A 23759-nucleotide genomic window follows, 5' to 3' on the forward strand; every position below is an offset into this window, starting at 1 on the left:
GGATGGCTCACGGTGAAAAAGCCGCGCGGCCCGCGGGCGCGGGGCGCAGCAAAAGGCCGCCCGGGCGGGCGGCCTGCGCATCAGCGATATTTCAGCGATGCGCGTTGATCGTATCGCGCGTCTTCTGCGCGGCGAGCGCCGCGGCTTCGGCAAAGTCCTCGCCGTTGCTCGCGTACAGGATCGCACGCGACGAGTTGATCATCATCCCGGTGCCGTCTGCCGTGCGGCCCGCGTTGACGGTCGCCTGCACGTCGCCGCCCTGCGCGCCGATGCCGGGGATCAGAAGCGGCATGTCGCCGACGATCCCGCGCACGATCTCGATTTCGTTCGGGAACGTCGCGCCGACCACGAGGCCGAGCTGGCCGTTCTTCGCGTTCCACTTGTTCGCCGCCAGGTCGGCCACGACCTGGTACAGCGGCCGGCCCGGATGGCCGGCCCCGTTCGTTTCGAGGAACTGGAGGTCCGAACCGCCCGGGTTCGACGTGCGGCACAGCACGATCACGCCCTTGCCGTCGTGCTCGAAGTACGGCTCGACCGAGTCGTAGCCCATGTACGGGTTCACGGTGACTGCGTCCGCGCGATAGCGCTCGAACGCTTCGCGTGCGTACTGCTCGGCCGTGCTGCCGATGTCGCCACGCTTCGCGTCGAGGATCACGGGCAGGCCCGGGTGTTGGAGGTGGATGTGCGCAATCAGGCGCTCGAGCTGATCTTCCGCGCGGTGCGCGGCGAAGTACGCGATCTGCGGCTTGAACGCGCTTGCATACTGCGCGGTCGCGTCGACGATCTGCCGGCAGAATTCGAAGATCGCATCGGGCTGGCCGTCGAATTGCACGGGAAAGCGCGACGGCTCGGGATCGAGGCCGACGCACAGCAGCGAATTCGTGCGCTGCCACGCGGCGCGCAGCGATTCGATGAAAGTAAGCGGGGAAGACATGGCGGATACTCGCGGCAAACCGTTGGTAGACCGCGTATTTTACCCGCGTCGCCGGCGTCCCTCGCGCGCGGCTGCATCGACGCGTGCGTCGGTCCGCTCGACGGTAAACGAAAAACGCCGCGTGAGCCGCTCGCCCGGCGCGAGCAGCGTCATCCCGTGCGCGGCTCCGCCGCCCGGCAGGTTGACCGCATTGATCGGATGATCGACCGGCTCGAAGCAGAAGAAATCCTTGCCGGGCGGCGTGAAGAGCACGTACGCATCGGCGTCGGCGGCAACCGTCATCGACAGCCCGCGGCGCGGCCAGCCCACCGTCGCGTGACCGCCCCAGCCGGTGAACGCATGATTGACGAGCGTCGCCGGCAGCGGATACGCGACGCCGAACTGCCACGCCGGCGGCACGCTCACGTGCCGCACCGGCAGGAAATCGGCGCCCGACAACCACAACCCGCCGGCCGCCGCGGCCAGTTCGGTCGCGTCGTCGCGCACCAGGAACGGATGCACGCCGAGCCCGAACGGCAGCCGTGCGCGCCCCGCGTTCTCGATCGTCAGCGCGATCGACAGCGTCGCATCGTCGAGCGCGAACGACTGGATCGCACGAAACGCATACGGCGCGCCGCTCGCGCGATCGAGCGACAGTTGCAGCGTGGTGTCGGTCGCGTCGTCCACCTGCCACGGTGCGAGCCAGCCGTCGCCGTGAATCGGCAACGACTCGTCGCGACGGTTGCGCGGCACCGCGACGCTGCGCCCGTCGCATTCGAAGCGGCCGTTGCCGATCCGGTTCGAGTACGGCAACAGCGGATAGCACGCGAGCTCGTTCGGATCCGTCGCGGCTTGCGGGTGCTCGCAGCGGCGGAACACCGGCACCAGTGCGCCGTTGTCGCCGCGCCAGTCGAAGCGCGCGATGCCGCCGCCCAGATGCGGCAGCACGTCGAGCCGCAGCGACGCGTTCGACAGCGTGACGGCCGCCGCGTGCGCGGCGCCGACGCCCTGCGCGAACGCGGCGGTCTGCGGGCCGGCGCTGACCGGCTGGGCTGCTGCAGCCAGGCGCGCGCGGCGCGACTGGCTCGTGGACGACGATGCGCGCGAGGACGTGGCAGTCATGATGAACTCCTTTCCTTCGTCGAAGAAACGATACGGTTCGTTGCGCGATCCCGCGCGAATGCTCAGGCCCAGCCGCCGTCGACCACCACGTCCTGCGCGGTGATCATCCGGCTGTCGTCGGCCGCGAGGAACAGCGCCATCCGCGCGAGATCGTCCGGCAGCAGCTCGGCGTCGATGCACTGGCCGGCCTTGATCGCCGCGCGGCCCGCGTCGTCGAGCCACAACCGGCGCTGCTTGTCGGTCATCACCCAGCCCGGCACCAGCGAATTCACGCGGATGCCGAACGGGCCGAGATCGCGTGCGAGCCCGCGCGTGAGCCCCTGCACGGCCGCCTTCGCCATCACGTAGACGGGATAGCCGCCGTTCTTCAACATCCAGCTGATCGAGCCGAGATTGATGATCGCGCCGCCGCCGTGCCGCTTCATGTCGTCGATCACGGCCTGCGCCGCGAAGAACTGGTGACGCAGGTTCACCGCGATGCCCGCGTCGAACGATGCGGGCGTCACGTCGACGATCGCGTGACGCACGTCGTTCGCCGCGTTGTTCACGAGCACCGCGATCGCGCCGATGCCTGCGCGGATCGCGTCGATCGCATCGCGCAACGCGTCGATGTCGGTCAGGTCGCACGCAAGGAACAACGGCGCATGGCGTACGTCAGGCGCCTGCGCGAGGCGTTCCGCCAGCGCCCGGCCCGCCTGCGCGTCGAGATCGACGAATGCGACGCGCGCGCCCTGCCGCGCGAAGTGCTCGACGAACGCCGCGCCGATGCCGGTCGCGCCGCCCGTGATCAGCACCGCCCGATCCGCGAGGCTCGGGTAGCGCGCGTAGCGTGCGTGGCTCGCGGCGTGCGGATCGTGCGCGGAAGTTTCGATGGTCATGCGGATCGTCTCCGTGGAATCGGTCAGTCGCGTACGCCGCGGTTCTTCATCTGGTCGAGCAGCACCGCCGCGAGCAGGATCGCGCCGCGCACCAGGTACTGGTAGAACGCGTCGATGTTCAGCAGGTTCATCACGTTCTCGACGGTGCCCATGATCAGCACGCCGATCACGACACCCGAGATCGTCGCGCGGCCGCCCATCAGCGACACGCCGCCGAGCACGCACGCGGAGATCACGTTCAGCTCGAAGCCCTGTGCGGCGTTCGGCTGGCCCGACGTGATGCGCGACGCGAGAATCACGCCGGCGAGCGCCGTCACCGCGCCCTGGATCAGGAAGATGTACACGCGCGTACGTTCGACGTTGATCCCCGCGAGCCGCGACGCCTCGGGGTTGCCGCCGATCGCGAGCGTGTTGCGCCCATAGACGGTCTGGTTCAGCAGCACGCCGAACGCGATGAAGCACAGCAGCGTGACCCAGATCGGCAGCGATACGCCGAAGAGCGTGAGCCCGCCGAGCGCGATGAACGTATCCGACGATACGCCGACCGCCTGCCCCTTCGACACGATGAAGCCGAGTCCGCGCACGATCTCCATCGTCGCGAGCGTCGTGATCAGCGCGTTGATGCGCAGATACGCGATCACCGCGCCGTTCACGAAGCCGATCGCCGCGCCTGCCGCGACCGCCGCGACGATCGCGACGAACGTGTTGTCGGTCGCGTTCAGCACCATCGCGCACAGCACGCCGGAGAACGCGACCGTCGAACCGATCGACAGGTCGAAGTCGCGCGAGGCCAGACAGAACATCATCGTGCACGCGACCATGCCGATCTGCGAGATCGACAGCGCGAGGCCGAGCATGTTGTCGATCGAGAAGAAGTGATCGACCGTCAGCGACATCGTGATGAACATCACCGCGAAGATCGCGATCAGGCTGTATTCGGTGAGGTGCTGCCACCACTTCTGGCGGTCGCTCTGCTGGGGCGCCAGCGTGTCGGCCGACGGCTTCACGGCCGCGCTGGCGAGGTTTTCCCTGACTTGCATGATTGTGTCTCCTGCTCCTGCTTCGCGCGGCCCGCGCCGCGCGTGATCGATTCGAATGTCGTGCGCCGCCCGAGGCCGGCCCAGCCTACCCCGCGCGGCCTCAGGCCGCCTCGACGGCGCTCGTCTGCGGCAGCGCGAGGCTCAGCACCGAGTGCTCGTTCGCCTGTTCGCGCGGCAGCTCGCCCGCGATACGGCCTTCGCGCATCACGACGATGCGGTCGGACACGCCGAGCACTTCCGGCAGTTCCGACGACACCATCACGATCGCGCAGCCGCGTTCCGCGAGCCGGTAGATCACGTCGTAGATTTCATGCTTCGCGCCAACGTCGATGCCGCGCGTAGGCTCGTCGAGGATCACGACCTTCAGGTCGGGCTCCGCGAGCCAGCGCGACAGGATCGCCTTCTGCTGGTTGCCGCCCGACAGGAAGCGGATCTTCTGCCGCCGGTTCGGCGTCTTGATCTTCAGCCGCTGGATGAAGCGGTCGGCCGTCTCGCTTTCCGCCTTGCGGTTGATGAAGAGCCCCGCGCGCAGCGAATGGCGGCGGCAACTGATGTTGATGTTCTCCGCGACCGACGCGATCGCGATGATCCCTTCTTCCTTGCGGTCCTCCGGGCACAGCACGATGCCGTGGCGAATCGCGTCGCCGGTGCGCTTCACGTCGATGCGCGCGCCGTCGAGCGTCAGCACGCCCGCGCGCCGGCGGTCCGCGCCGTACACGAGCCGCATCAGTTCGCTGCGCCCCGCGCCGACCAGTCCGAAGAAGCCGACGATCTCGCCCGCGCGCACCGAGAAGCTGGCGGGTTCGCGCAGCGCCGGGCCGTCGACGCCTTCGGCGGAAAACCGCACGTCGCCGAGCGCGCGCGGCGCGTAATGATAGATGTCCGAAATCTCTCGCCCGACCATCTCGGCGACGAGCCGCTCGCGCGGCACGTCGTCGAGCGACGCATGCGACGCGATCTTGCGTCCGTCGCGAAAGATCGTGCACGCATCGCACAACCGGTAGATCTCGTCCATCCGGTGCGAGATGTAGATCAGCGCACGGCCTTGCGCGCGCAGGTCGTCGACGAGCTTGAACAGCACTTCGGTCTCGCGATGCGACAGCGAGCTCGTCGGTTCGTCGAGCGCGATCACGCGCGCGTTGCGCATCAGCGCCTTGCAGATCTCGACCATTTGCCGCTGCGCGATCGACAGCCGCCCGAGCTTCGCATCGGGATCGAGATCGACGCCCATCGCCGCGAGCCGCTCGCGCACGTGGCGCTTCGCCTCGCCCTTCTTCACCCAGCCGAGCGCGTTCGGCAGGCGGCCGAGCAGCAGGTTCTCCGCGACCGTCAGGTCGGGCACGTATTGCAGCTCCTGGTGAATCACCGCAATGCCGGCCGCGATCGACGCAGCCGCACTCGAGAAATGCACGGGCTGGCCGTCGACCAGCACGCTGCCCGCATCGGGCTGATATTCGCCGCCGAGAATCTTCAGCAGCGTCGACTTGCCCGCGCCGTTCTCGCCCATCAGGCCATGCACTTCGCCCGCATGCACGTCGAACGAGATGCCGTCGAGTGCGCGCACGCCGGGAAAGACCTTGCCGATATTGTCAAAACGCAGTGCCGCTGACACGTCGTCTCCCCACTTCCGGATCGATCGACCGCCGGCCGCCGCTTCGCCGCGGCGGCCGGCGGACCGCTTACTTCGAGGCGAGCCCCATCTCCTCGCGCACCTTCGTCACGTTGTCGCGCGTCGCGAGCATGCCGGTCGTCAGCGTCAGCGGCGGCGGTGCCTTGCCCTGCGTGATCCACGTGTACATCAGATCTGAAGTTTCCTCGCCGTGGCGCTTCGGGCTGATGATCACGGTGCCGTAGAAGCCCGTCGGCTGCGGTTTCTTGAATTCGTTCAGCGCCGAGTCGGAACCGCCGATGCCGATCCCGATCATGTTGTCGGCCTTGAAGCCGCGCCCTTCGGCCGCGCGCACCGCGCCGAGCACGGCCTCGTCGTTCAGGCCGTAGGCGACCCAGTGCTTGAACTGCGGGTTCTTCGTGAGCGCGATGTTCGCCGCGTTGAACGCGTTTTCGGTGTCGGTCTTCGCCTGCGGCGCCGCGATCACGTTCGCCTTCGGGAAGCCCGCGGCCACCAGCGCATCGGTCGCGCCGCTCGTGCGGTCGTGCGCGGTCGGCAACTGCTCGTACGTGATGTCGATCGCGCCGACGTCCTTCATGTCCCAGCCGCGCTTCTTGATCTCGGCCGCGATGCCGTCGCCGACCTGCTTGCCGATGTTGTAGGCGGAAATGCCCATGTGCGGGACCGATTCGATCGGCTTGCCCGCGCCGTCGACGAGGCGGTCGTCGACCGTCATCATCTTCAGGTTGTGCGACTTCGCCTTCGCGACGATGCCCGGCCCGAGCTTCACGTCAGGCGTGCAGATGATGAAACCCTGCGCCTTCTGCGCGGCGAGGTTGTCGATCGCGCTCATGACCTTCTCGCCCGACGGCGCACCGATCTTCACGAGCGTGAAGCCCTTGTCCTTCGCGGCAATCTCGGCGAACTTCCATTCGTCCTGGAACCACGGCTCCTCCGGCTGCTTGACCAGGAAGCCGATCTTGACCGGATCGGACGCGTGCGCAACCGGGCTGCCCGTCAACACCGCGGCCGCTGCGGCCAGCGTTACGAACGTTCTGCGTTTCATCTCCAGTGTCTCCTTGTCTTCATCGAACAGGATGCAGCCGCTTGTTGGTTTCGACGCGGCGTGCGCGCGGCCGTCGCACGTGCGGTCTTTCGAATCGTTGCGTCAGTCGTGGTACAGCGCCGCGCGCCCGCCATCGACGGTGATGCACGCGGCATTGATGAACGGCGCCTCGTCGGACGCGAGGAACACGGCCGTCATCGCGACCTCCTCAGGTTTGCCGATCCGCTTCATCGGCTGCAATGCAAGCGTCTCGGCGCGCGCGGCGGCCGGGTCGGCCTGCGCATCCCACCAGTCGCGCGTGAGCTGCGTCTCGATGTAGCCCGGCGCGATCGCGTTCACGCGCACGTTGCGCGCCGCGTATTCGATGCCGAGCGCGCGCGTGAGGCCCAACACGCCGTGTTTCGCGACCGGGTACGGAAAGCAGCCCGGGATGATCCGGAACGCATGCGTCGACGCGATGTTCACGATGCTGCCGCGGCCGCGTTCGACCATGCCCGGCAGCGCCGCGCGGCAGCCGTGCCACACACCGTCGAGATCGACCGCGAAGCAGCGGCGCCAGTCGTCGTCCGTCATCGTCAGCGGATCGGCGAACACATTGATGCCGGCGTTGTTCACGAGCACGTCGAGCGGGCCGAGCGCGGCTTCGGTCTGCGCGAGCGCGTCGCGCACCGACGCCTGCTGCGCGACGTCGGCATGCAGCGCGAGCACGCGCGCGCCGTCGATGTCGCGCGCGATCGCGGCAGCCGTATGCTGCGCCTGCGCGAAATCGAGATCGACGAGCGCGACGGCCGCGCCTTCGCGAGCGAACGCGTGCGCGATCGCGGCGCCGATCCCGCGACCCGCGCCCGTCACCATCGCGACCTTGCCCGCGAGGCGTTCCATCAAGCGGCTCCGCCGCGCGCGACGCGCAGGCCGGCCTGGAACGCGCGCGCGTTCGCCGCGGTCGCGTCCGCCGACTGACCGGGCCGGTACAGCGCCGAGCCGAGTCCGAAGCCGTTGGCGCCGGCCGCGAGAAACGGCTGCATGTTGTCCGGCGAAATGCCGCCGACCGGAATCAGCGGCACCGCGCGGTCGATCACCGCGCGCCACGCCTTCACGACGAGCACGCCGAGTTGCTCGGCCGGGAACATCTTCAGCACGTCGGCGCCGTTCGCGAGTGCGGCGAACGCTTCGGTCGGCGTCGCGACGCCCGGTGCGCTCGCGAGCCCGCGCTCGCGCGCGCGGCGAACCACGGCCGCGTCACTGTGCGGCATCACGATCAGCGTGCCGCCGGCATCCTGCACACGGTCGACAAATTCGGCGCGCAGCACGGTGCCCGCGCCGACGACCATGTCGTCCGGCAACGCGCGGCGCAGCGCCGCGATACTGTCGAACGGATCGGGCGAGTTGAGCGGCACTTCGACGATCCGGAAGCCGGCTTCGTACAGCGCATGGCCGTGGTCGGCCGCTTCGGCGGGCGCGATGCCACGCATGATCGCAATCAGCGGGCACGCATCGAATGCGCGCATCAGTGCGGCGTGCGGGGTGTACGGCGCGGGCAGCGTAAGGTCGGACGACATCGGCAATTCCTCTTCAGTCAATTCATTGGTCCGCGCAGACGGGCTCGCCGTCCGCACGCACGAGCCCGGCGCGCGATGCAATGCGCCACAGTCCGCGCTCGGTCGCATGCGCGACGACGCGCGCATGCGTGCAGCCGAACACGCGCAGCGCATCCACGTAGCGCGCACATAATCCGTCGTCGCCGATCAGCAGCAGCGGCTGGTTCGCGAGCGCGACGCCGCGCTCCGCGAGCATCGCGTCGAGCGCGTTCAGTTCATGGCCGATCAGCAGGCCGGACAGGTAGTCGCCCTGCGCATCGGGGGCGAGCCGGTCGGTCAGGCCGAGCGTGCGCGTGCTGAAGATCGTCGCGAGCAGCCCGGTGCGCTGCGCGCCGCGCGCCACCGTCACGCCGCGCGCGAACGCCGCGCGGTCGCCTGATGCGCTCGGGCGCATCGTGCGGCCAAGGATCGTGTGGTCACGCAACGCGGCGAACAGTTCGCCCGTCATGAAGGTCTGGAAGCGCTCGATGAGTCCGCCCTTCACCCACGCCCATTTAGCATGCGTGCCCGGCAAGCCGATCAGTACCCCTGAACGATCTGCATCAAGCATGGGATCGCTCGCGATTGCGCCGAATATCTGCGTTTCTTCGCCGCGCATCACGTCGGGCAGATCGCCCGTCGCGATCACGCCCGGCACGATCGACACCGTGGTGCCGCGCGACGTCGTCACCGTGACGAGGCCCGCGACGAGCGCATCGGCGCCGGCCGGCACCTCGACGTACGGCGCCTCGCGCCAGCCCTGGGCGCTGCCGACCATCCCGGCGGCCAGCACCGGCACGCCCGGCGCACGGTCGAGCCAGTCGCCGCACGCCTCCTCGAACACGACGTCGAACGCGCGCGCGCCGCCGGCCGGCACGTGCATCACGCCCGCCGCGCGGCTGCGCGTGTCGATGAGTGCGCCGTGCGCGTCGAGAAGGTACGCGCGCAGCGACGTCGTGCCCCAGTCGAGCGCGATCAGCGACGGCGCGGCGGAACTGGCGTCCGGAACGGTCCGGGTCGAATTGGTCATCGTTTGATCCTGCGAGTACCCTGCGGCGGGCTCCAGCCCAGCTCCGCGGAAATCGCTCGCGCTTCGCGCTGCACGAGCGGAATCAGTTCGTCCATCCGGTCGTGCGGCATGTACGGAATCGTGCTCGCGACCGACACTGCCGCGACGATCGCGCCCGATGCGTCGCGAATCGGTGCGGCCACGCAGCGGATCGACGCCTCGTTTTCCTCGAGGTCGAACGTATAGCCGCCGGCCGCGTAGTGCGCCATGCGCTGCAGGAACGCGCTCGTTTCGGGCCGGTTGTCCGGCTTGAAATTGACACCGGCCAGCGCGCGCCGTGCGGCCTCGAACAACGAGCGCCACAGATCCGGATCGAGGTCGAGCATCATCGCCTTGCCGATGCCGGTCGATGCGAGCGGCATCCGGTGACCGACGCGCGAGCGCATCTCGAGGCCGCGCGTGCCGGGAATCTTGTCGATGTACAGCACGTCGTCGCCGTCGCGCACGCCGAGGTGAATCGTGTCGAGCGTCGCTTCCGCGAGCGCTTCGAGGTGCGGGCGCGCCACCGCCGTGAGCGGCATCTGTTCGAGCGCGATCGTGCCGAGCTCGATCAGCTTCGGGCCGAGCAGGTAGCCGCCCTGGACCTGGCGCAGGTAGCGGGCCTGCACGAGGCTGCTCACGAGCCGGTGCGTCGTGCTGCGCGTCGTGCCGAGCGCGGCGCCGATCGCGCGCATGTCGCGCGCGCCGTTGGCGATCGCCTCGAGGATCGCAAGACCGCGCAGCAGCGTCTGCGTGCCGGCCTGCTGCGCGGCGAGATCGAGCGGCGTGCTGGTCGCGCCGATGCTGTCCGTGAGCGGCGCATCGTCCGGCGTCGCGCGCCGGGCGTCGAGAGCAAGGGAGTCGGGCATCTTGGTCATGGAACAGGCTTCTTCAACGGAATCGGTGAAGCCGCTGTCGCAGCGCCGGAACGACGTCCGGCGACGCGGCAAGCCGGCGGTCGATGCACCGAGGAAAGCGCCCGGCGAACTTCATGGAATGTGTCTCCGTATGCGTCGGGCGCCGCGCGATGCGTGGGTCCGAAGCTGTCGATGTGCTTCGGATTGTAGGAGCGCACGCATTCGCCTCCAATATTTGAATGCGTTGTCCATATAATGAGATAAACGCTGAAAGCGCGCGCCGACCGTCGCGAAACGGCCGTGTCATGTGCGCGGGGGCGGAACCCGCCGCGTCGCAGGTTCCGCCCCCGTTTGCTCATGCAGGGCGCGCTTACTGCTGGTTCGCGCTGCGCGCCTGCATGTAGCGCTGCACGTCGGAGAACGACACGCGGCCGCTGCCGCTCGCGTCGATCTGCCGGAAGTGGTTCGCGACATAGCCGAGGCCTGCCGCGCGCGCCTGCGCCTGCGTGATCGACCCGGTGTTCTGCGTGTCGGCCGCGCCGAACTGCCGCGCGAGCTTGCGCACCACCTGCGCGTGCAGCGCGGCGCCGGTCGTCTGCGTGCCGGCGGTCGGCTTGCGCGCCGCCGGCGGCACGTACGGATCGCCGAGCTGCGCTTGGCGCGCACGCGCCGGGGTAACGGCGTCGCTCGCCTGCGCGAACGCGCACAGGGACACGGATGTTGCAACGCCGCCGCATGCAAGCACCGCGGCAACGACGATGAAACGTTTCTTCATGTCAGGCTCCAGTCTGGAATGAGGTCGTCGACGGCCCGCGAACGGCGCCGCCACGGGCGCGCGTCGCCAGGCCCGCACATCGCATCAGTGCGCGGCCGCGTTGTAGAAGGTCACGAGGTCGGCTTTCTCCTGCGGACGCGACGTATCGTCGAGATAGACCATGTGTCCACCCTGATAGTCCTTGATCGTCAGGTTCGGTTGCGTTCCGAGCCGCGCGAGGTCGAGCTCGGTCTGGTAGAACGGCGTCGCGATGTCGTGATACCCGTTCAGCGACAGCACCTTCAGCGACGGATTGAGCGTGAGCGCCGCGGCGAGATCGGGGATCGTGTCGGGCATCGCGAGGCCGTCGTGCGTCCAGTCCCACGTGTTGATCGCATTGCTGCTCAGCGAATACGCGGACTGCGCGCTGTACTTCAGCACGTTCGGCAGATAGGTGCCGATCGTGTCCGTGAACGGCTTCGTGATGTACGTGCTCGACGGGTCGCCTTCCGCCGCGAGCGGACTCGACGACGGCACGTTCACGCGCGCGTCGTACCGGCCGATCAGCGTGCCCGGGATCAGCGACACCTGGAAGCTGTTGTCGAAGAAGGTCGGGATCACGTTGAAGTCGGCGTTCCACAGCGCCTGCTTCACGCCGGTCGAATTCACCATCGTCGTGACGAGCGTGGGCGACGGCGGCGTGTGGCTCGCGAGATACGCGTTCACCGCAGGCGCATAACTGCCGGCCGTCAGCAGGCGCATCTGGTCCGCGTATTGCGGCAGGCTCGACGGGTTCGGATTGTCGAGCTGGTAGTACGCGCCGACGGTGCCATAGGACGGCACGAAGCCCGCGCAACTGACCGGGCTCGACCCGTTGTTCGAGTTGCCGACATAGTCGCTCGCCATGTCACAGTTGGCGTTGTAGTTCAGAATCGACGATTGCAGCACGATCCCGGCCAGGTTCACGCCGGCCGTCTCGAGCAGGTTCGCGAGCACGTCGGTGCGCGGCGTGCCGTACGACTCGCCGAACAGGTACTTCGGCGAATCGCTGCGCTGGTTCACCGCGAGGTAGCGCGTGACGAAGTCGCGGAACGCGCCGCCGTCCTGGTCGACACCCCAGAACGTCTGGTTCGTGTTCGGCGCGATGGCTTCGGAGTACCCGGTGCCGATTGCATCGACGAACACGAGGTCGGTCGTGTCGAGCAGGCTTTCCGCGTTGTCGACGAACGGGAACGTCGACGTGTTCGCGTTCGGGTCGCCCGTCTGGATCCGTTTCGGGCCGAACGAACCGAGATGCAGCCACACCGATGCCGAGCCGGGGCCGCCGTTGTACAGGAACGTGACGGGTCGCTTCGCCGCGGGCTGGTTGTCGGCCGTGTACGCGACGTAGAAGAACGATGCTTCGGGCGCGCCCGTCTGCGGATTGCGAGCGACGAGGTGGCCGGCCGTGGCCGTATAGCGGATCGTCTGACCGTTCAGCGTGATCGTGTGATGGGTGACGGCGGCCTTTTCGACCGCGGCGGACGCGTCGAGCGACGCGGTCGCACTCGACGAATAACTGTTCGGATCGTTGTACGGCTTGTCCGCCTGGGCGGCGGGATCGGCTGAACTGTCGGCGCCTGTCGCAGCGGACGACGTCACGTCGTCGTTGCAGGCCGTCAGAATCAGCGAAGAGAACACAACCCCCAACAACAGCTTCGCTTTGCTCGCTGGCATCGTTGCTTTCCTTCTCTCGAATGTTTTTGTGTCGAGCAGCCGGGTAAGCCGCCCCCCGCCTCGAGTGCGGCCGATAAGCCGAGGCGCCGGCCAATATACGCGAGCAGGTGGGCTTTGAAAAATTTGGAAATATTTGACCCGAAGCCGGTGCGGCGCACACCTTTCAACAATGCTTCGATTTGCGAACCATTTAATTTCATTCGCCTTTCACAGCATGCCGTGTTTATCGGAAAACACTAAAAATCCCCGGATTTCGTGCCATATCGGCAAACAAAGTCACGCGGCTGCCGGCATCGTTCAGTAAAGCGAAATAGACGGATTCGTCTAATGGATGCGACCCGAAATGCGGGTGACACGAATGCGCTGCAGCGCACCAATACTGCGTCGGCGGCGAAACGGAAGATGCGGCGGGAGCGGGCGCGCCGCTCACTGCGTCACTGCGATTGCGGGAGTTCGGCCGCGCCCATCCGGCGGGCAATGACGGCCGCGCGCTGCGCCTGGTAGGCCGAGCCGCGATGCGTGTCGAACCAGCGCGGCTTCGGCAGCATCACCGCGAGGCGGGCCGACTGCCATGCGCCGAGCCGGCTTGCGGGAATCTTGTAGTAATAGCGTGCAGCAGCCTCGGCGCCGTACACGCCGCGCCCCCACTCGACCGAATTCAGGTATATCTCGAAGATCCGCTCCTTGTCGAGCACCGTCTCGAGCATCCACGTGATGATGAGCTCCTGCCCCTTGCGGATGTAGCTCTTCTCGCGCGACAGGAACAGGTTGCGCGCCAGCTGTTGTGTGATCGTCGACCCGCCCGCGACGATCCGGCCGCGCGCCTTGTTCTTCTCCCACGCCTGCAGGATCGCATCGACGTCGTAGCCGTTGTTGGTCGCGAACGTCGAATCCTCGGAGGCGATCAGCGCGCGCTTCAGGTTGCGCGAGATCTGGTCGTACGGCACCCACTGGTGCCGGATCTGCGCGGGCGGATTCTCGCGCGACAGCCACCATGCGTCAGTGCGCATGAACGCGGTCGAGCCGGGATTGATGAACGACCACAACGCGATCTGCGCGAGGTAGAACAGTTGCGTCGCGAGCCAGGCGCCCGCGAACACCGAACCCGCATAGACGATCCAGCGGGCCGGGCTCACCGTCCGCGTGCGCTGCGCGTCGCTCACCGCCACCACCTGCCGCGCTCCGCTCAGTTCGCGGCGAGCGCCTGGCGCAGCGCCGCGAGCACCGGCGCGCCGTCCGGCCGCACGCCGCGCCAGATGAAGAACGATTCGGCAGCCTGCTCGACCAGCATCCCGAGGCCGTCGGCCGTGCGTGCGCCGAGCGACGCCGCGTGCTGCATGAACACGGTCGGCTGCGCGCCGTACATCATGTCGTACGCGAGCGTGCCCGCGCCGAACGCTGCCGGGTCGCACTCCGGCAGCGCCGCATCGAGGCTGCCGGCCGTCGCGTTGACGATCACGTCGTACCGCTGCGCACGCACCGCCTCCGGGCCGCCGCCCGACAGCACGCAGCCCGCATCGTGCGCGGCCTGCGTGAACTGGCCGACGAGCGTCTCGGCCTTGCTCGCCGTGCGGTTCACGATCGTGATCGACAGCGGCGCGCGGTCGAGCATCGGCAGCACGACGCCGCGCGCCGCGCCGCCCGCGCCGAGCAGCAGGATGCGTGCACCCGCCAGCGACACGCCGAGATTCAGTTCGATGTCGCGCACGAGGCCGACGCCATCGGTGTTGTCGCCGTGGATGCTGCCGTCGGCGTCGATGCGCAGCGTGTTCACCGCGCCCGCTGCCGCCGCGCGCGGCGACAGCATGTCGGCGAGCGCATGCGCGTCGAGCTTGAACGGCACCGTCACGTTCGCGCCGCGGCCGCCTTCGGCGATGAACGCACGCACGGCGGGCTCGAAGCCGTCGACCGGCGCGAGCCGGTGTTCGTAGACGATCGCCTCGCCGGTCTGCGCGGCGAACTGCGTGTGGATGAACGGCGACTTGCTGTGCGCCACCGGATTGCCGAACACGACATAGCGGTCGGCGCCGCCCGTCGATACCGCTGCGCTCATGATGCACGCCCCTCTTCGCTGCCGTTACCGTTGCCGCTCGCGGCATCGCCGCCTTCGGCCGCCGCGCCGTCCGCCTCGGCCAGCGCTTCGGCTTCGGTTTCGGCCGACGCGTCTGCCGCATCGACCAGCGTGTCGTCGCCGCCTTCCGCCTCTTCTTCGTCGTCGGCCGCGTCACCGCTCGTCACGGTCGGCGCGTCGAGCACGTTCAGCAGTCGCACCGACGCCTCGATCGTCAGCTCGTCGAGCGACATCACGTCGAGCAGCACACGGGTGCCGCGCGCATGCACGCCGAGCCCCGGCACGTGCAGCAGCAGCGGGATTTCCTCGAGGCGCACGAGATCGCCCTTCACCACGCTCGCGACGACCTGCTTCTTTTGCTCCTGCGCAAGCCAGCGCAGGCACCAGAAGTACTCCATCCGGCGCTGGTAATCGGCATACGCGGTATAGGTGTCGTCGAAGCCCTGCACGACCGCGTACAGGTCGGCGTCCTTCGGCTTGAACGGTGCGGCAAGCTTCGCGGTGACGCCGTGCTGCACGCACGCGAGCAGTTGCCACTGGTTCACGAGGTCGACATAGCGGCGCAGCGGCGACGTGCTCCACGCGTACTGCGCGACGCCGAGGCCCTCGTGCGGCGCGGCCGTCGTCTGCATCCGCGTGCGCTTCGGGCCCGGCGCGCCGAAGCCGCGCTGCGAGCGGTAGATGCCCGGCACCGTGTGATCGTGCAGGAACGCGCCCCACGTCGAATTCGCGAGGATCGCGAGCTCCGACACGATCAGGTCGAGCGGCGAGCCGCGGCGGCGCGGCGTGATCGACACGTGCTCGCCTTCGACGTAGAAGTTGTAATCGGTGTTGCGCTGCACTTCTCGCTTCAGGCCGTAGCCCGCGCGCGCGACCTGACGCTTCTCGAACAGCGCCTGCGCGAGCGGCCACAGCACGGCGATGTCGTCCTTGTGCGGGTAGTCGCCGGTGCCGGCCGCGAGCGTCTCCTCGTTGACGAGTTCGTCGAGCGTGTTGTGACGCAGGTTGTTCTTCACGTACACGAGCTCTGCACGCGTCTCGTTCGCGACGATCTCTTGCGTTTCGCGATTGATGATGATGTACAGCGACAGCGCCGGGCGGTAGTCGCCCTCTTTCAGCGTGAACACGTCGACGACGTCGTCCGGCAGCATCGTGATCTTGTCGCCCGGCATGTAGACGGTCGACAGGCGTGCCCGCGCGATCGCATCGACCGCGTCGCCGCGCACGATGCCGAGCGCCGGCGCCGCGATGTGCACGCCGATCCGCACGCGACCGTCGGACAGGTGCTCGACCGAGAACGCGTCGTCGATTTCGGTCGTCGTGATGTCGTCGATCGAGAATGCCTGGACGTCCGCGCGCGGCAGGTCGTCCGGCAGCGGGCCGACCGTGACTGGCGGAAAACCCGTGCCGTGCGGGAAGAATTCCGCGAGAAAGCGCGCCTCGTGCAGCGCACGCGCCGACTCGATGCCGCCGCAATCGAGCATCAGCCGCGCCGGCGATACGCCGCGCGCGCCGGCCGCGGCCTCGAGCGCCTTGTATTCGATCGCGTTCTTGTCCGGCCGCGTCAGCAGCCCGAGCACCTTGCCCGCGAACGCTTCCGGCAGCTTGCCGGCCTTCAGTTCCTCTTCATACTGCGCCTGGACGAGCGCCTGCTGGCGCTTGCGCTCGAGCGACGCGAGCGCCATCTTGAGCTGCTCCTCCGGCGCGCGCTGGTATTGCCCGCGCCCCTTGCGGCGGAAATAGACGGGCGAGCCGTGCAGGCGCAGCACGAGCGCCGCGCGCTCGACCGGGCCGTAGGTCGCACCGAAGTACTCCGCGGCCAGCGCCGTATAGGCGAACTCCTCGGCCGGCGCGCATTCCCACAGGAAATCCAGATCGATCTGCTGCGCGGCCGTATCGGCTTCCTGCATCAGCTCGCCCGCGGCCGGCTTTTCGAATTCGATCAGCACGTCCTTTGCACGTACCTTCGCCCGCCGCCCGCCGGGCAACTCGACCTGAAATGCGTCGCCCTGGCGCGACAGCACGCTGCCCGCCTTGAAACTGCCCGATTCCTCGAAGAAAACGTTCACTCAGTACTCTCGTTCAGACTGCCGGGCGCCGCATCGGCGGCGCCGCATGATGATGGGAATTCGATCGGCATGACGCCGGGTTCATGACGTTCTGTCGTCGCAAAAAGCAAGAACGTCGTCGACATAGTCGGCAAATTCGCTGATTCCGTGATCGCTGCCTTCGATCACGCGCGTCTTCGCGCCCGGGTAATGGGCGAGCATCTCGCGGTAGTCGAGCACTTCGTCGCCGGTCGCCGCGAACAGATAGTAGCGTTCGGGCCGCGAAATCGCCGGCACGCGCAGCGCATCGAGTTCGTGGAGGTGACGGCGCTCGACGACGATCGACCCGCCGCCGTGCCACAGCGGCTGTTCGCCCAGATAGTGTTCGAGATCGCGCTGCGGCGCGATCGCCGGATTCAGCAGCACCGCCTTCCAGCCGTGCTTTTCCGCCAGCCAGGTCGCGTAATAGCCGCCGAGCGAACTGCCGATCACCGTCACGTCGCGCGCGCCGGCCACCTCGGCCTGCGCGACGGCGATCGCGTCGAGCGGCGACACCGACAGCGACGGGCAACGCCACTCGCTCGTGCGGCCGAGTTCGGCCAGGCGCGCGGCCAGCAGCCGCGACTTCTGCGACTCCGGCGACGAGCGGAACCCGTGCAGATACAGGATCACGCGCGGCTCCCGAGCGCGTCGAGCAGCTTCTGGTGCACGCCGCCGAAACCGCCGTTGCTCATCACGAGCACGTGGTCGCCCGGACGTGCGGCCTCGACGACCGACTTCACCAGAAGATGCAGATCGTCGAACGCGCGCGCCTTGTCGCCGAGCGGCGCGAGCGCGTCGCCGAGGTTCCAGCCGAGCGCGTCGCGCCCGGTCGGCGCGCCGTAGCCGAACACCAGATCGGCGTCGGCGAGGCTCGCCGGCAGTTGCGCCTTCATCACGCCGAGCTTCATCGTGTTCGAGCGCGGCTCGAGCACGGCGAGGATGCGGGAATTTTGGCGGCCGATTCGTGCGCGAAGGCCGGCGATCGTGGTTTCGATCGCGGTCGGGTGGTGCGCGAAGTCGTCGTAGACGGTCACGCCGTCGACGCTGCCGCGCACTTCCATGCGCCGCTTCACGTTGCGGAACGACGCGAGGGATTCGGCCGCCTGCGCTGGCGGAACGCCGACGTGGCGCGCGGCCGCGATCGCCGCGAGCGCGTTCATCCGGTTGTGATCGCCCTGCACCTGCCACGCGACTTCGCCGACGCGCCCGGCTTGCGAGTACACCGCGAAGCGCTCGTCGACCGGCACGCCGTCCTCGGCCGGCAACGCCTGCCAGCCGCCGTCGACGCCGAAGCGTTCGACTTCGCTCCAGCAGCCGCGTGCGAGCACGCGCTCAAGCGCATCCGAGCGGCCGTTCGTGACGATGCGGCCGACGCCCGGCACGGTGCGCACGAGATGATGGAATTGCGTCTCGATTGCAGCGAGATCCGGAAAGATGTCGGCGTGATCGAATTCGAGATTGTTGAGCACCGCGGTGCGCGGCCGGTAATGGACGAACTTCGAGCGCTTGTCGAAGAACGCCGTGTCGTATTCGTCGGCCTCGATCACGAAGAAGCTCGAATCGGTCAGCCGCGCCGACACCCCGAAGTTCAGCGGCACGCCGCCGATCAGGAAGCCCGGGTTCAGGCCTGCATCCTCCAGCAGCCACGCGAGCATCGACGACGTGGTCGTCTTGCCGTGCGTGCCCGCGACCGCCAGCACCCACTTGCCCGCCAGCACGTGCTCGCCGAGCCATTGCGGACCGGATACGTACGGCAGGCCGCGATCGAGGATCGCCTCCATCAGCGGATTACCGCGCGTGACGACGTTGCCGATCACGAACAGGTCTGGCTTCAGGCCGATCTGCTCGGCGCCGTAGCCCTCGATCAGCTTGATGCCCTGCGCCTCGAGCTGCGTGCTCATCGGCGGATAGACGCCCGCGTCGCAACCCGTCACCGTGTGGCCCGCCTCGCGCGCGAGCACGGCAAGACCGCCCATGAAGGTGCCGCAGATGCCAAGAATGTGGATGTGCATAGATGAATGCTTTCGCGCCGCCGGGCGCCGTCGATTCGGAAAGGAAGGTCAGCGGCGCGCCGGACAGGCCGTGCGGCCGACGCCCGGTCAACGACTTTCGCCGCGACACAAAGACCGTCATTGTAACTGACGGCCTGCCGTGCCCGGCGGCCCGAACGATGGATGCAGGTGCCGGCCGGCGCGGCGGGCGGCACGCAGCCGCAGCGCGTTCGGGCATGGCAGCGATCGAGTATGATTGCCGGATCATGTCTCGCAAACCCCTTGTCGACCCGCGGCGCGCCCGCGAGGAAATCGCCCAGTCCGCCGCCCGCCTGATCGCGGAAGACGGCCTCGATTACGCCAGCGCAAAACGCAAGGCCGCGCGCCAGCTATTCGGCGACACGCGCGTTGCCGGCGAATGGCTGCCGGATAACGACCTGATCGAGGAAGAACTGCGCGAGTACCTCGCCCTGTTCCAGAGCGACACGCAACCGGACGAACTGCGCCGGCTGCGCGAAATCGCCCTCGACTGGATGCGCCGGCTCGCCGAGTTCAATCCCTATGTGACGGGCGCGGTGCTGAACGGCACCGCGAACGAGCATTCGGATATTCATTTGCAGATATTCACCGACAACCCGAAGGACGTCGCGATCTACCTGCTGAACCAGAACGTTCAGTACGACGTGTCTGAGACGCGGCATTTCGCCGGTCGCGCCGACGTCGAGACGCTCAGCTTCCTGTGGCGCCCGCGGCGCGACGTCGACGCGATCGGCATTCACGTCGCGCTCTACGCGAGCGACGACCTGCGCGGCGCGGTCAAGGCCGACGCGCGTGGCCGGGTCGCCCGCGCGGACGCCGCCGCATTGCGCGCGCTCGTCGAGGCAGGCAACGCCCCTTCCGAACCGGAATGATTCAACGATGATGATGAAACGCATGTTGGCGCTCGCGGTCGTCGCGGCCGCCGCCGTCGCCGGCGGGATCGCCGCCGGCCATTGGTTCCACGGCGACAGTGCCGACGACGGCGTCGCCGTCGCCGCGCCCGCTCAGGGCAGCCCGGTCGATCAGCTCTGGGCCGCGTCGCTCACGGGCGTCGACGGCAAGCCCGCGTCGCTCGCGTCGTTCAAGGGCCAGAAAGTGGTCGTCAACTTCTGGGCATCGTGGTGCGGCCCGTGCGTCGAGGAGATGCCGGAACTCGTCGCGCTGTCGCATCAATACAGGCAGAAAGGCATCCGCTTCATCGGGATCGGCGTCGATTCGGACCAGAACGTGAAGAGCTTCCTGCAGAAGGTGAAGGTCGACTACCCGGTTTTCGTCAGCGGCTACGCGGGCGCCGATCTGGCCCGTAATTTCGGAAATACCGCCGGCGCGCTGCCGTTTACGGTCGTCATCGACGAGACCGGCAAGATTCGCGAGACAAAATTGGGACAAATCCAGCCGGCCGAGCTGAAAAAGACCCTCGACGCGTTGTGATCGACCGGAACGGCCGCCCGCACGTTGGCGGCGATTTGTGTGTCGATCGCCGCAATTTCACGTCAATTCGCCGATACTTTGCATCCGCACCGGTAATTCTTGCAGGTCCGGCGCGCCCAGCCGTTCGGCAAAACTAGACAAAATTCTCTAAATAGCGCTAAAGTTCGCGCAATTCCGCAGAAATAGAAGCGACCATGACACGATTGCTGGTGCTGCACGGCCCCAACCTGAATCTTCTCGGCACCCGGGAACCGGAGGTGTACGGCCACGTCACGCTGGCACAGATCGATCAGGCGCTTGCCGCGCGTGCGCAGGAAGCGGGGGCTGAGTTGTCGTCGTTCCAGAGCAACCATGAAGGCGCGCTCGTCGACCGCATCCAGGCTGCACGGCAGGAACAAACCGACTTCATCCTGATCAATCCGGCCGCGTATACGCACACGAGCGTCGCGATCCGGGACGCGATCGCCGGCGTTGGCATCCCGTTCGTCGAGATTCATCTGTCGAACGTGCACCGCCGCGAAGCGTTCAGGCATCACTCCTACTTTTCCGACCAGGCCGAAGGCGTGATCTGCGGGCTGGGCTGGAAAGGTTATCTGTACGCGCTCGAGTACGCGCTGGACAAGCTGCAAGGCGCGTCGCGCGGCTGATTTCGCGATCTAGATTCAGCGCCGGTCCCACCCGGCGCTTTCACGTATTGAAAGGGGAACTCCCGATGGATCTTCGTAAGCTGAAAACTCTGATCGACCTCGTTTCCGAATCCGGCATCTCGGAACTGGAAGTGACAGAGGGCGAAGGCAAGGTGCGTATCGTCAAGAATGCGCCGCCGGTCTATGTCCAGCAGACGGCAGGATTTGCCCCGCAGGTCAGCGCACCGGCGCCTTCGGCCGCGCTGCCGACCGAAGGCGCGGCTGCTGCGCCGGCAGGCGCTGCCGCGCCCGCCGTGCCGCAGGGCCACGTCGTGACGTCGCCGATGGTCGGCACGTTCTACCGCGCGCCGTCGCCGGGCGCGGACCCGTTCGTCCAGGTCGGTGACACGGTCAAGGAGGGCCAGACCATCTGCATCATCGAAGCGATGAAGCTGCTCAACGAGATCGAGTCGGACAAGGCCGGCGTGATCAAGGAAATCCTCGTCGAGAACGGCCAGGCCGTCGAATACGGCCAGCCGCTTTTCGTGATCGGCTAAGCCCGCCGCGCGGCCTGCCGGCCGCGCGCCGCCGATGCTCGCCAGGCGCCGTTCGCGCGCCCCTCGAAGAGACGAATACTCGCTATGTTTGAAAAAATCCTCATTGCCAACCGCGGTGAAATCGCGCTGCGCATCCAGCGTGCGTGCCGCGAACTCGGCGTCAAGACGGTGGTCGTCTACTCGGAAGCCGACAAGGAAGCCAAGTACGTGCGCCTCGCGGACGAAGCCGTCTGTATCGGCCCGGCTCCGTCGAACCTGAGCTACCTGAACATGCCGGCGCTGATCAGCGCCGCGGAAGTCACCGATGCCGAGGCGATCCACCCCGGCTACGGCTTCCTGTCGGAGAACGCCGACTTCGCGGAACGCGTCGAGCAGTCGGGCTTCACTTTCATCGGCCCGCGCCCGGAAACGATCCGCATGATGGGCGACAAGGTCACCGCGAAGCAGACCATGATCAAGACCGGCGTGCCGTGCGTGCCGGGTTCGGAAGGCGCGTTGCCGGACGATCCGAAGGAGATCGTGAAGATTGCACGCACGATCGGCTATCCGGTGATCATCAAGGCCGCAGGCGGCGGCGGCGGCCGCGGGATGCGTGTCGTGCACACCGAGGCTGCGCTCGTGAACGCGGTCAACATGACCCGCGAGGAAGCCGGCCGTGCGTTCGGCAACCCGCAGGTGTACATGGAGAAGTTCCTCGAGAACCCGCGCCACATCGAAATTCAGGTGCTGTCCGACGCGCACAAGAACGCGATCTGGCTCGGCGAGCGCGATTGCTCGATGCAGCGCCGTCACCAGAAGGTGATCGAGGAAGCGCCGGCGCCCGGCATTCCGCGCCGCCTGATCGAGCGCATCGGCGACCGCTGCGCGGACGCGTGCAAGAAGATGGGCTACCTCGGCGCGGGCACGTTTGAATTCCTGTACGAGAACAACGAGTTCTACTTCATCGAGATGAACACGCGCGTGCAGGTCGAGCACCCGGTGTCGGAGATGATCACGGGCGTCGACATCGTGCAGGAACAGATCCGCATCGCGGCCGGCGAGAAGCTCGCGCTGCGCCAGCGCGACATCCAGTTCCGCGGCCATGCGATCGAATGCCGGATCAACGCCGAAGATCCGTTCAAGTTCACGCCGTCGCCGGGCCGGATCACGTCGTGGCATACGCCGGGCGGCCCCGGCGTGCGCGTCGACTCGCATGCCTACAATGGCTATTTCGTGCCGCCGAACTATGATTCGATGATTGGCAAGCTGATCACCTACGGCGCAACGCGCGACCAGGCGATCCGCCGGATGCGCATCGCGCTGTCGGAAATGGTCGTCGAAGGCATCCAGACCAACATCCCGCTGCACCGCGAGCTGATGATCGACTCGAAGTTCGTCGAAGGCGGCACCAGCATCCACTACCTCGAACACCGGCTCGCCCAGAAGCAGCAGGTCGCACCGGAAGAAGCGTAAAGCATGAGCTATCGCGAACTCGTCGTCGAACTGGCCCGTGAGCATGCGGAGGCGCTGTCCGACGCGCTGCTCGAACTGGGCGCGCTGTCGGTTTCCGTCGAGGACGCCGACGCCGACACGCCCGACGAACAGCCGCTCTTCGGCGAGCCGGGCCTTGTGCCGGACCGCACCGCGTGGCAGCACTCGCGCGTGGTCGCGCTGCTGTCGCCCGATCACGAGCCGGCCGTGCTGCTCGCGGCGGCCGCGAACGAAATCGGCGTCGCCGAGACGCCGAAGTTCGACGTTCGTGAAGTCGAGGAACAGGACTGGGTGCGGCTCACGCAGTCGCAATTCGAGCCGATCCCGATCGGCGAGCGGATCTGGGTCGTGCCGTCCTGGCACGACGCGCCCGATCCCGACGCGCTGATCCTCGAACTCGACCCCGGTCTCGCATTCGGCACCGGCAGCCACCCGACCACGCGCCTGTGCATGGAATGGCTCGAGCAGTCGGTGCAGCCCGGCCAGTCGGTGCTCGACTACGGCTGCGGCTCCGGCATTCTCGCGATCCTTGCGCAGAAATGCGGGGCGAACCCCGTCGTCGGTATCGACATCGATCCGCAGGCGGTCGAATCGGCCCGGCAGAACAGCGAACGCAACCGCGCGGAAGTCACGTACGGGCTGCCCGACGCATGCCCGGCCGGCGAGTTCGACATCGTCGTCGCGAACATCCTGTCGAACCCGCTGAAGCTGATGGCGTCGATGCTCGCGTCGAAAGTGAAACCGGGCGGCCGCATCGCGCTGTCGGGTGTGCTCGCGCGCCAGGCGGACGAAGTCGCAGCCGTCTATGCGCGCTACGTCGACATCTCGGTCTGGCGCGAACACGAAGGTTGGGTATGCCTCGCCGGAACCCGGCGGGAAAGCCATTAGAATAGCGCTGTCCCTC

At 67.5% G+C, this 23759-nt stretch carries 23 protein-coding genes; 6 read left to right on the plus strand and 17 right to left on the minus strand.

Annotated elements, in window-relative coordinates:
* Nucleotides 1-91: 91 nt before the first annotated feature.
* From pyrF to mpl, 17 genes are all read right to left on the minus strand, one after another.
* Entirely contained in the window at nt 92-934 is an 843-nt protein-coding gene (gene pyrF, locus DIE13_RS11070) for an orotidine-5'-phosphate decarboxylase (protein WP_124827175.1), read from the minus strand.
* Nucleotides 935-973: 39 nt separating this feature from the next.
* Nucleotides 974-2035 (minus strand): aldose 1-epimerase, encoded by a 1062-nt coding sequence (locus DIE13_RS11075; RefSeq protein WP_124827176.1) that lies wholly within the window; start codon nt 2033-2035, stop codon nt 974-976.
* 62 nt (nt 2036-2097) lie between these two features.
* Nucleotides 2098-2913 (minus strand): SDR family NAD(P)-dependent oxidoreductase, encoded by an 816-nt coding sequence (locus tag DIE13_RS11080; RefSeq protein WP_124827177.1) that lies wholly within the window; start codon nt 2911-2913, stop codon nt 2098-2100.
* 23 nt (nt 2914-2936) lie between these two features.
* On the minus strand, nt 2937-3953 hold the full coding sequence (gene araH, locus DIE13_RS11085; RefSeq protein WP_124827178.1) for an L-arabinose ABC transporter permease AraH: 1017 nt from the start codon (nt 3951-3953) through the stop codon (nt 2937-2939).
* 100 nt (nt 3954-4053) lie between these two features.
* Complete coding sequence (araG, locus tag DIE13_RS11090; RefSeq protein ID WP_124827179.1) at nt 4054-5565, minus strand: L-arabinose ABC transporter ATP-binding protein AraG; 1512 nt, start codon at nt 5563-5565, stop codon at nt 4054-4056.
* A gap of 67 nt (nt 5566-5632) precedes the next feature.
* Entirely contained in the window at nt 5633-6628 is a 996-nt protein-coding gene (locus DIE13_RS11095) for an arabinose ABC transporter substrate-binding protein (protein ID WP_124827180.1), read from the minus strand.
* A 102-nt stretch (nt 6629-6730) separates the two neighbouring features.
* Nucleotides 6731-7510, minus strand: a complete 780-nt coding sequence (locus DIE13_RS11100; RefSeq protein WP_124827181.1) for an SDR family oxidoreductase — start codon at nt 7508-7510, stop codon at nt 6731-6733.
* Nucleotides 7510-8187 carry a 2-dehydro-3-deoxy-6-phosphogalactonate aldolase gene (locus tag DIE13_RS11105; protein WP_124827182.1) on the minus strand — a complete coding sequence of 226 codons (678 nt, stop codon included), beginning with the start codon at nt 8185-8187 and terminating at the stop codon, nt 7510-7512. The genes DIE13_RS11100 and DIE13_RS11105 overlap by 1 nt, the downstream gene beginning before the upstream one ends.
* Nucleotides 8188-8209: 22 nt before the next feature.
* The gene (locus DIE13_RS11110; protein ID WP_124827183.1) at nt 8210-9235 is read right to left on the minus strand and encodes a 2-dehydro-3-deoxygalactonokinase; all 1026 of its coding nucleotides are present in this window, start codon (nt 9233-9235) and stop codon (nt 8210-8212) included.
* Complete coding sequence (locus tag DIE13_RS11115; protein WP_098549804.1) at nt 9232-10131, minus strand: IclR family transcriptional regulator; 900 nt, start codon at nt 10129-10131, stop codon at nt 9232-9234. The genes DIE13_RS11110 and DIE13_RS11115 overlap by 4 nt, the downstream gene beginning before the upstream one ends.
* Before the next feature lie 349 nt (nt 10132-10480).
* Nucleotides 10481-10885: an EF-hand domain-containing protein gene (locus tag DIE13_RS11125; RefSeq protein WP_124827185.1), complete on the minus strand. Its 405-nt coding sequence runs from the start codon at nt 10883-10885 to the stop codon at nt 10481-10483.
* An 84-nt stretch (nt 10886-10969) separates the two neighbouring features.
* Complete coding sequence (locus DIE13_RS11130; RefSeq protein ID WP_124827186.1) at nt 10970-12580, minus strand: S10 family peptidase; 1611 nt, start codon at nt 12578-12580, stop codon at nt 10970-10972.
* Between the two features lie 434 nt (nt 12581-13014).
* A complete protein-coding gene (gene mtgA, locus DIE13_RS11135) occupies nt 13015-13752 on the minus strand; it encodes a monofunctional biosynthetic peptidoglycan transglycosylase (RefSeq protein ID WP_124827187.1) in 738 nt (245 codons plus the stop codon).
* A gap of 14 nt (nt 13753-13766) precedes the next feature.
* The gene (gene aroE, locus DIE13_RS11140; protein WP_124827188.1) at nt 13767-14633 is read right to left on the minus strand and encodes a shikimate dehydrogenase; all 867 of its coding nucleotides are present in this window, start codon (nt 14631-14633) and stop codon (nt 13767-13769) included.
* Nucleotides 14630-16720, minus strand: coding sequence for an RNB domain-containing ribonuclease (locus DIE13_RS11145; RefSeq protein WP_124827189.1), 2091 nt, complete (start codon nt 16718-16720; stop codon nt 14630-14632). Before DIE13_RS11145 ends, aroE begins: the two co-directional genes overlap by 4 nt.
* Before the next feature lie 81 nt (nt 16721-16801).
* Complete coding sequence (locus DIE13_RS11150; RefSeq protein ID WP_124827190.1) at nt 16802-17371, minus strand: YqiA/YcfP family alpha/beta fold hydrolase; 570 nt, start codon at nt 17369-17371, stop codon at nt 16802-16804.
* Complete coding sequence (mpl, locus tag DIE13_RS11155; protein ID WP_124827191.1) at nt 17368-18753, minus strand: UDP-N-acetylmuramate:L-alanyl-gamma-D-glutamyl-meso-diaminopimelate ligase; 1386 nt, start codon at nt 18751-18753, stop codon at nt 17368-17370. The genes DIE13_RS11150 and mpl overlap by 4 nt, the downstream gene beginning before the upstream one ends.
* Nucleotides 18754-18998: 245 nt before the next feature.
* Here mpl and DIE13_RS11160 point away from each other — a divergent pair, with 245 nt between their 5' ends.
* From DIE13_RS11160 to prmA, 6 genes are all read left to right on the plus strand, one after another.
* Nucleotides 18999-19643: a UDP-N-acetylmuramate--alanine ligase gene (locus tag DIE13_RS11160; RefSeq protein WP_124827192.1), complete on the plus strand. Its 645-nt coding sequence runs from the start codon at nt 18999-19001 to the stop codon at nt 19641-19643.
* A gap of 7 nt (nt 19644-19650) precedes the next feature.
* Nucleotides 19651-20202, plus strand: a complete 552-nt coding sequence (locus DIE13_RS11165) for a TlpA family protein disulfide reductase (protein ID WP_124827193.1) — start codon at nt 19651-19653, stop codon at nt 20200-20202.
* A gap of 194 nt (nt 20203-20396) precedes the next feature.
* The gene (gene aroQ / locus DIE13_RS11170; RefSeq protein ID WP_096506238.1) at nt 20397-20849 is read left to right on the plus strand and encodes a type II 3-dehydroquinate dehydratase; all 453 of its coding nucleotides are present in this window, start codon (nt 20397-20399) and stop codon (nt 20847-20849) included.
* A 65-nt stretch (nt 20850-20914) separates the two neighbouring features.
* Complete coding sequence (accB, locus tag DIE13_RS11175; protein WP_124827194.1) at nt 20915-21385, plus strand: acetyl-CoA carboxylase biotin carboxyl carrier protein; 471 nt, start codon at nt 20915-20917, stop codon at nt 21383-21385.
* Nucleotides 21386-21469: 84 nt separating this feature from the next.
* On the plus strand, nt 21470-22837 hold the full coding sequence (gene accC / locus DIE13_RS11180) for an acetyl-CoA carboxylase biotin carboxylase subunit (RefSeq protein WP_124827195.1): 1368 nt from the start codon (nt 21470-21472) through the stop codon (nt 22835-22837).
* A gap of 3 nt (nt 22838-22840) precedes the next feature.
* Nucleotides 22841-23743: a 50S ribosomal protein L11 methyltransferase gene (gene prmA / locus DIE13_RS11185; protein ID WP_124827196.1), complete on the plus strand. Its 903-nt coding sequence runs from the start codon at nt 22841-22843 to the stop codon at nt 23741-23743.
* The last annotated feature ends 16 nt before the right edge of the window (nt 23744-23759 follow it).

Source organism: Burkholderia sp. Bp9016, from assembly GCF_003857765.1.
In the GTDB taxonomy this organism is placed as follows: domain Bacteria; phylum Pseudomonadota; class Gammaproteobacteria; order Burkholderiales; family Burkholderiaceae; genus Burkholderia.

Coding starts and splice junctions, on each gene's coding strand:
- DIE13_RS11095 (WP_124827180.1), bottom strand. CDS start 6,628: ATGAAACGCAGAACGTTCGTAACGCTGGCCGCAGCGGCCGCGGTGTTG.
- araH (WP_124827178.1), bottom strand. CDS start 3,953: ATGCAAGTCAGGGAAAACCTCGCCAGCGCGGCCGTGAAGCCGTCGGCC.
- pyrF (WP_124827175.1), bottom strand. CDS start 934: ATGTCTTCCCCGCTTACTTTCATCGAATCGCTGCGCGCCGCGTGGCAG.
- DIE13_RS11160 (WP_124827192.1), top strand. CDS start 18,999: ATGTCTCGCAAACCCCTTGTCGACCCGCGGCGCGCCCGCGAGGAAATC.
- DIE13_RS11130 (WP_124827186.1), bottom strand. CDS start 12,580: ATGCCAGCGAGCAAAGCGAAGCTGTTGTTGGGGGTTGTGTTCTCTTCG.
- DIE13_RS11100 (WP_124827181.1), bottom strand. CDS start 7,510: ATGGAACGCCTCGCGGGCAAGGTCGCGATGGTGACGGGCGCGGGTCGC.
- accB (WP_124827194.1), top strand. CDS start 20,915: ATGGATCTTCGTAAGCTGAAAACTCTGATCGACCTCGTTTCCGAATCC.
- DIE13_RS11115 (WP_098549804.1), bottom strand. CDS start 10,131: ATGACCAAGATGCCCGACTCCCTTGCTCTCGACGCCCGGCGCGCGACG.
- DIE13_RS11075 (WP_124827176.1), bottom strand. CDS start 2,035: ATGACTGCCACGTCCTCGCGCGCATCGTCGTCCACGAGCCAGTCGCGC.
- DIE13_RS11080 (WP_124827177.1), bottom strand. CDS start 2,913: ATGACCATCGAAACTTCCGCGCACGATCCGCACGCCGCGAGCCACGCA.
- mpl (WP_124827191.1), bottom strand. CDS start 18,753: ATGCACATCCACATTCTTGGCATCTGCGGCACCTTCATGGGCGGTCTT.
- DIE13_RS11165 (WP_124827193.1), top strand. CDS start 19,651: ATGATGATGAAACGCATGTTGGCGCTCGCGGTCGTCGCGGCCGCCGCC.
- accC (WP_124827195.1), top strand. CDS start 21,470: ATGTTTGAAAAAATCCTCATTGCCAACCGCGGTGAAATCGCGCTGCGC.
- prmA (WP_124827196.1), top strand. CDS start 22,841: ATGAGCTATCGCGAACTCGTCGTCGAACTGGCCCGTGAGCATGCGGAG.
- DIE13_RS11125 (WP_124827185.1), bottom strand. CDS start 10,885: ATGAAGAAACGTTTCATCGTCGTTGCCGCGGTGCTTGCATGCGGCGGC.
- aroQ (WP_096506238.1), top strand. CDS start 20,397: ATGACACGATTGCTGGTGCTGCACGGCCCCAACCTGAATCTTCTCGGC.
- aroE (WP_124827188.1), bottom strand. CDS start 14,633: ATGAGCGCAGCGGTATCGACGGGCGGCGCCGACCGCTATGTCGTGTTC.
- DIE13_RS11110 (WP_124827183.1), bottom strand. CDS start 9,235: ATGACCAATTCGACCCGGACCGTTCCGGACGCCAGTTCCGCCGCGCCG.
- DIE13_RS11105 (WP_124827182.1), bottom strand. CDS start 8,187: ATGTCGTCCGACCTTACGCTGCCCGCGCCGTACACCCCGCACGCCGCA.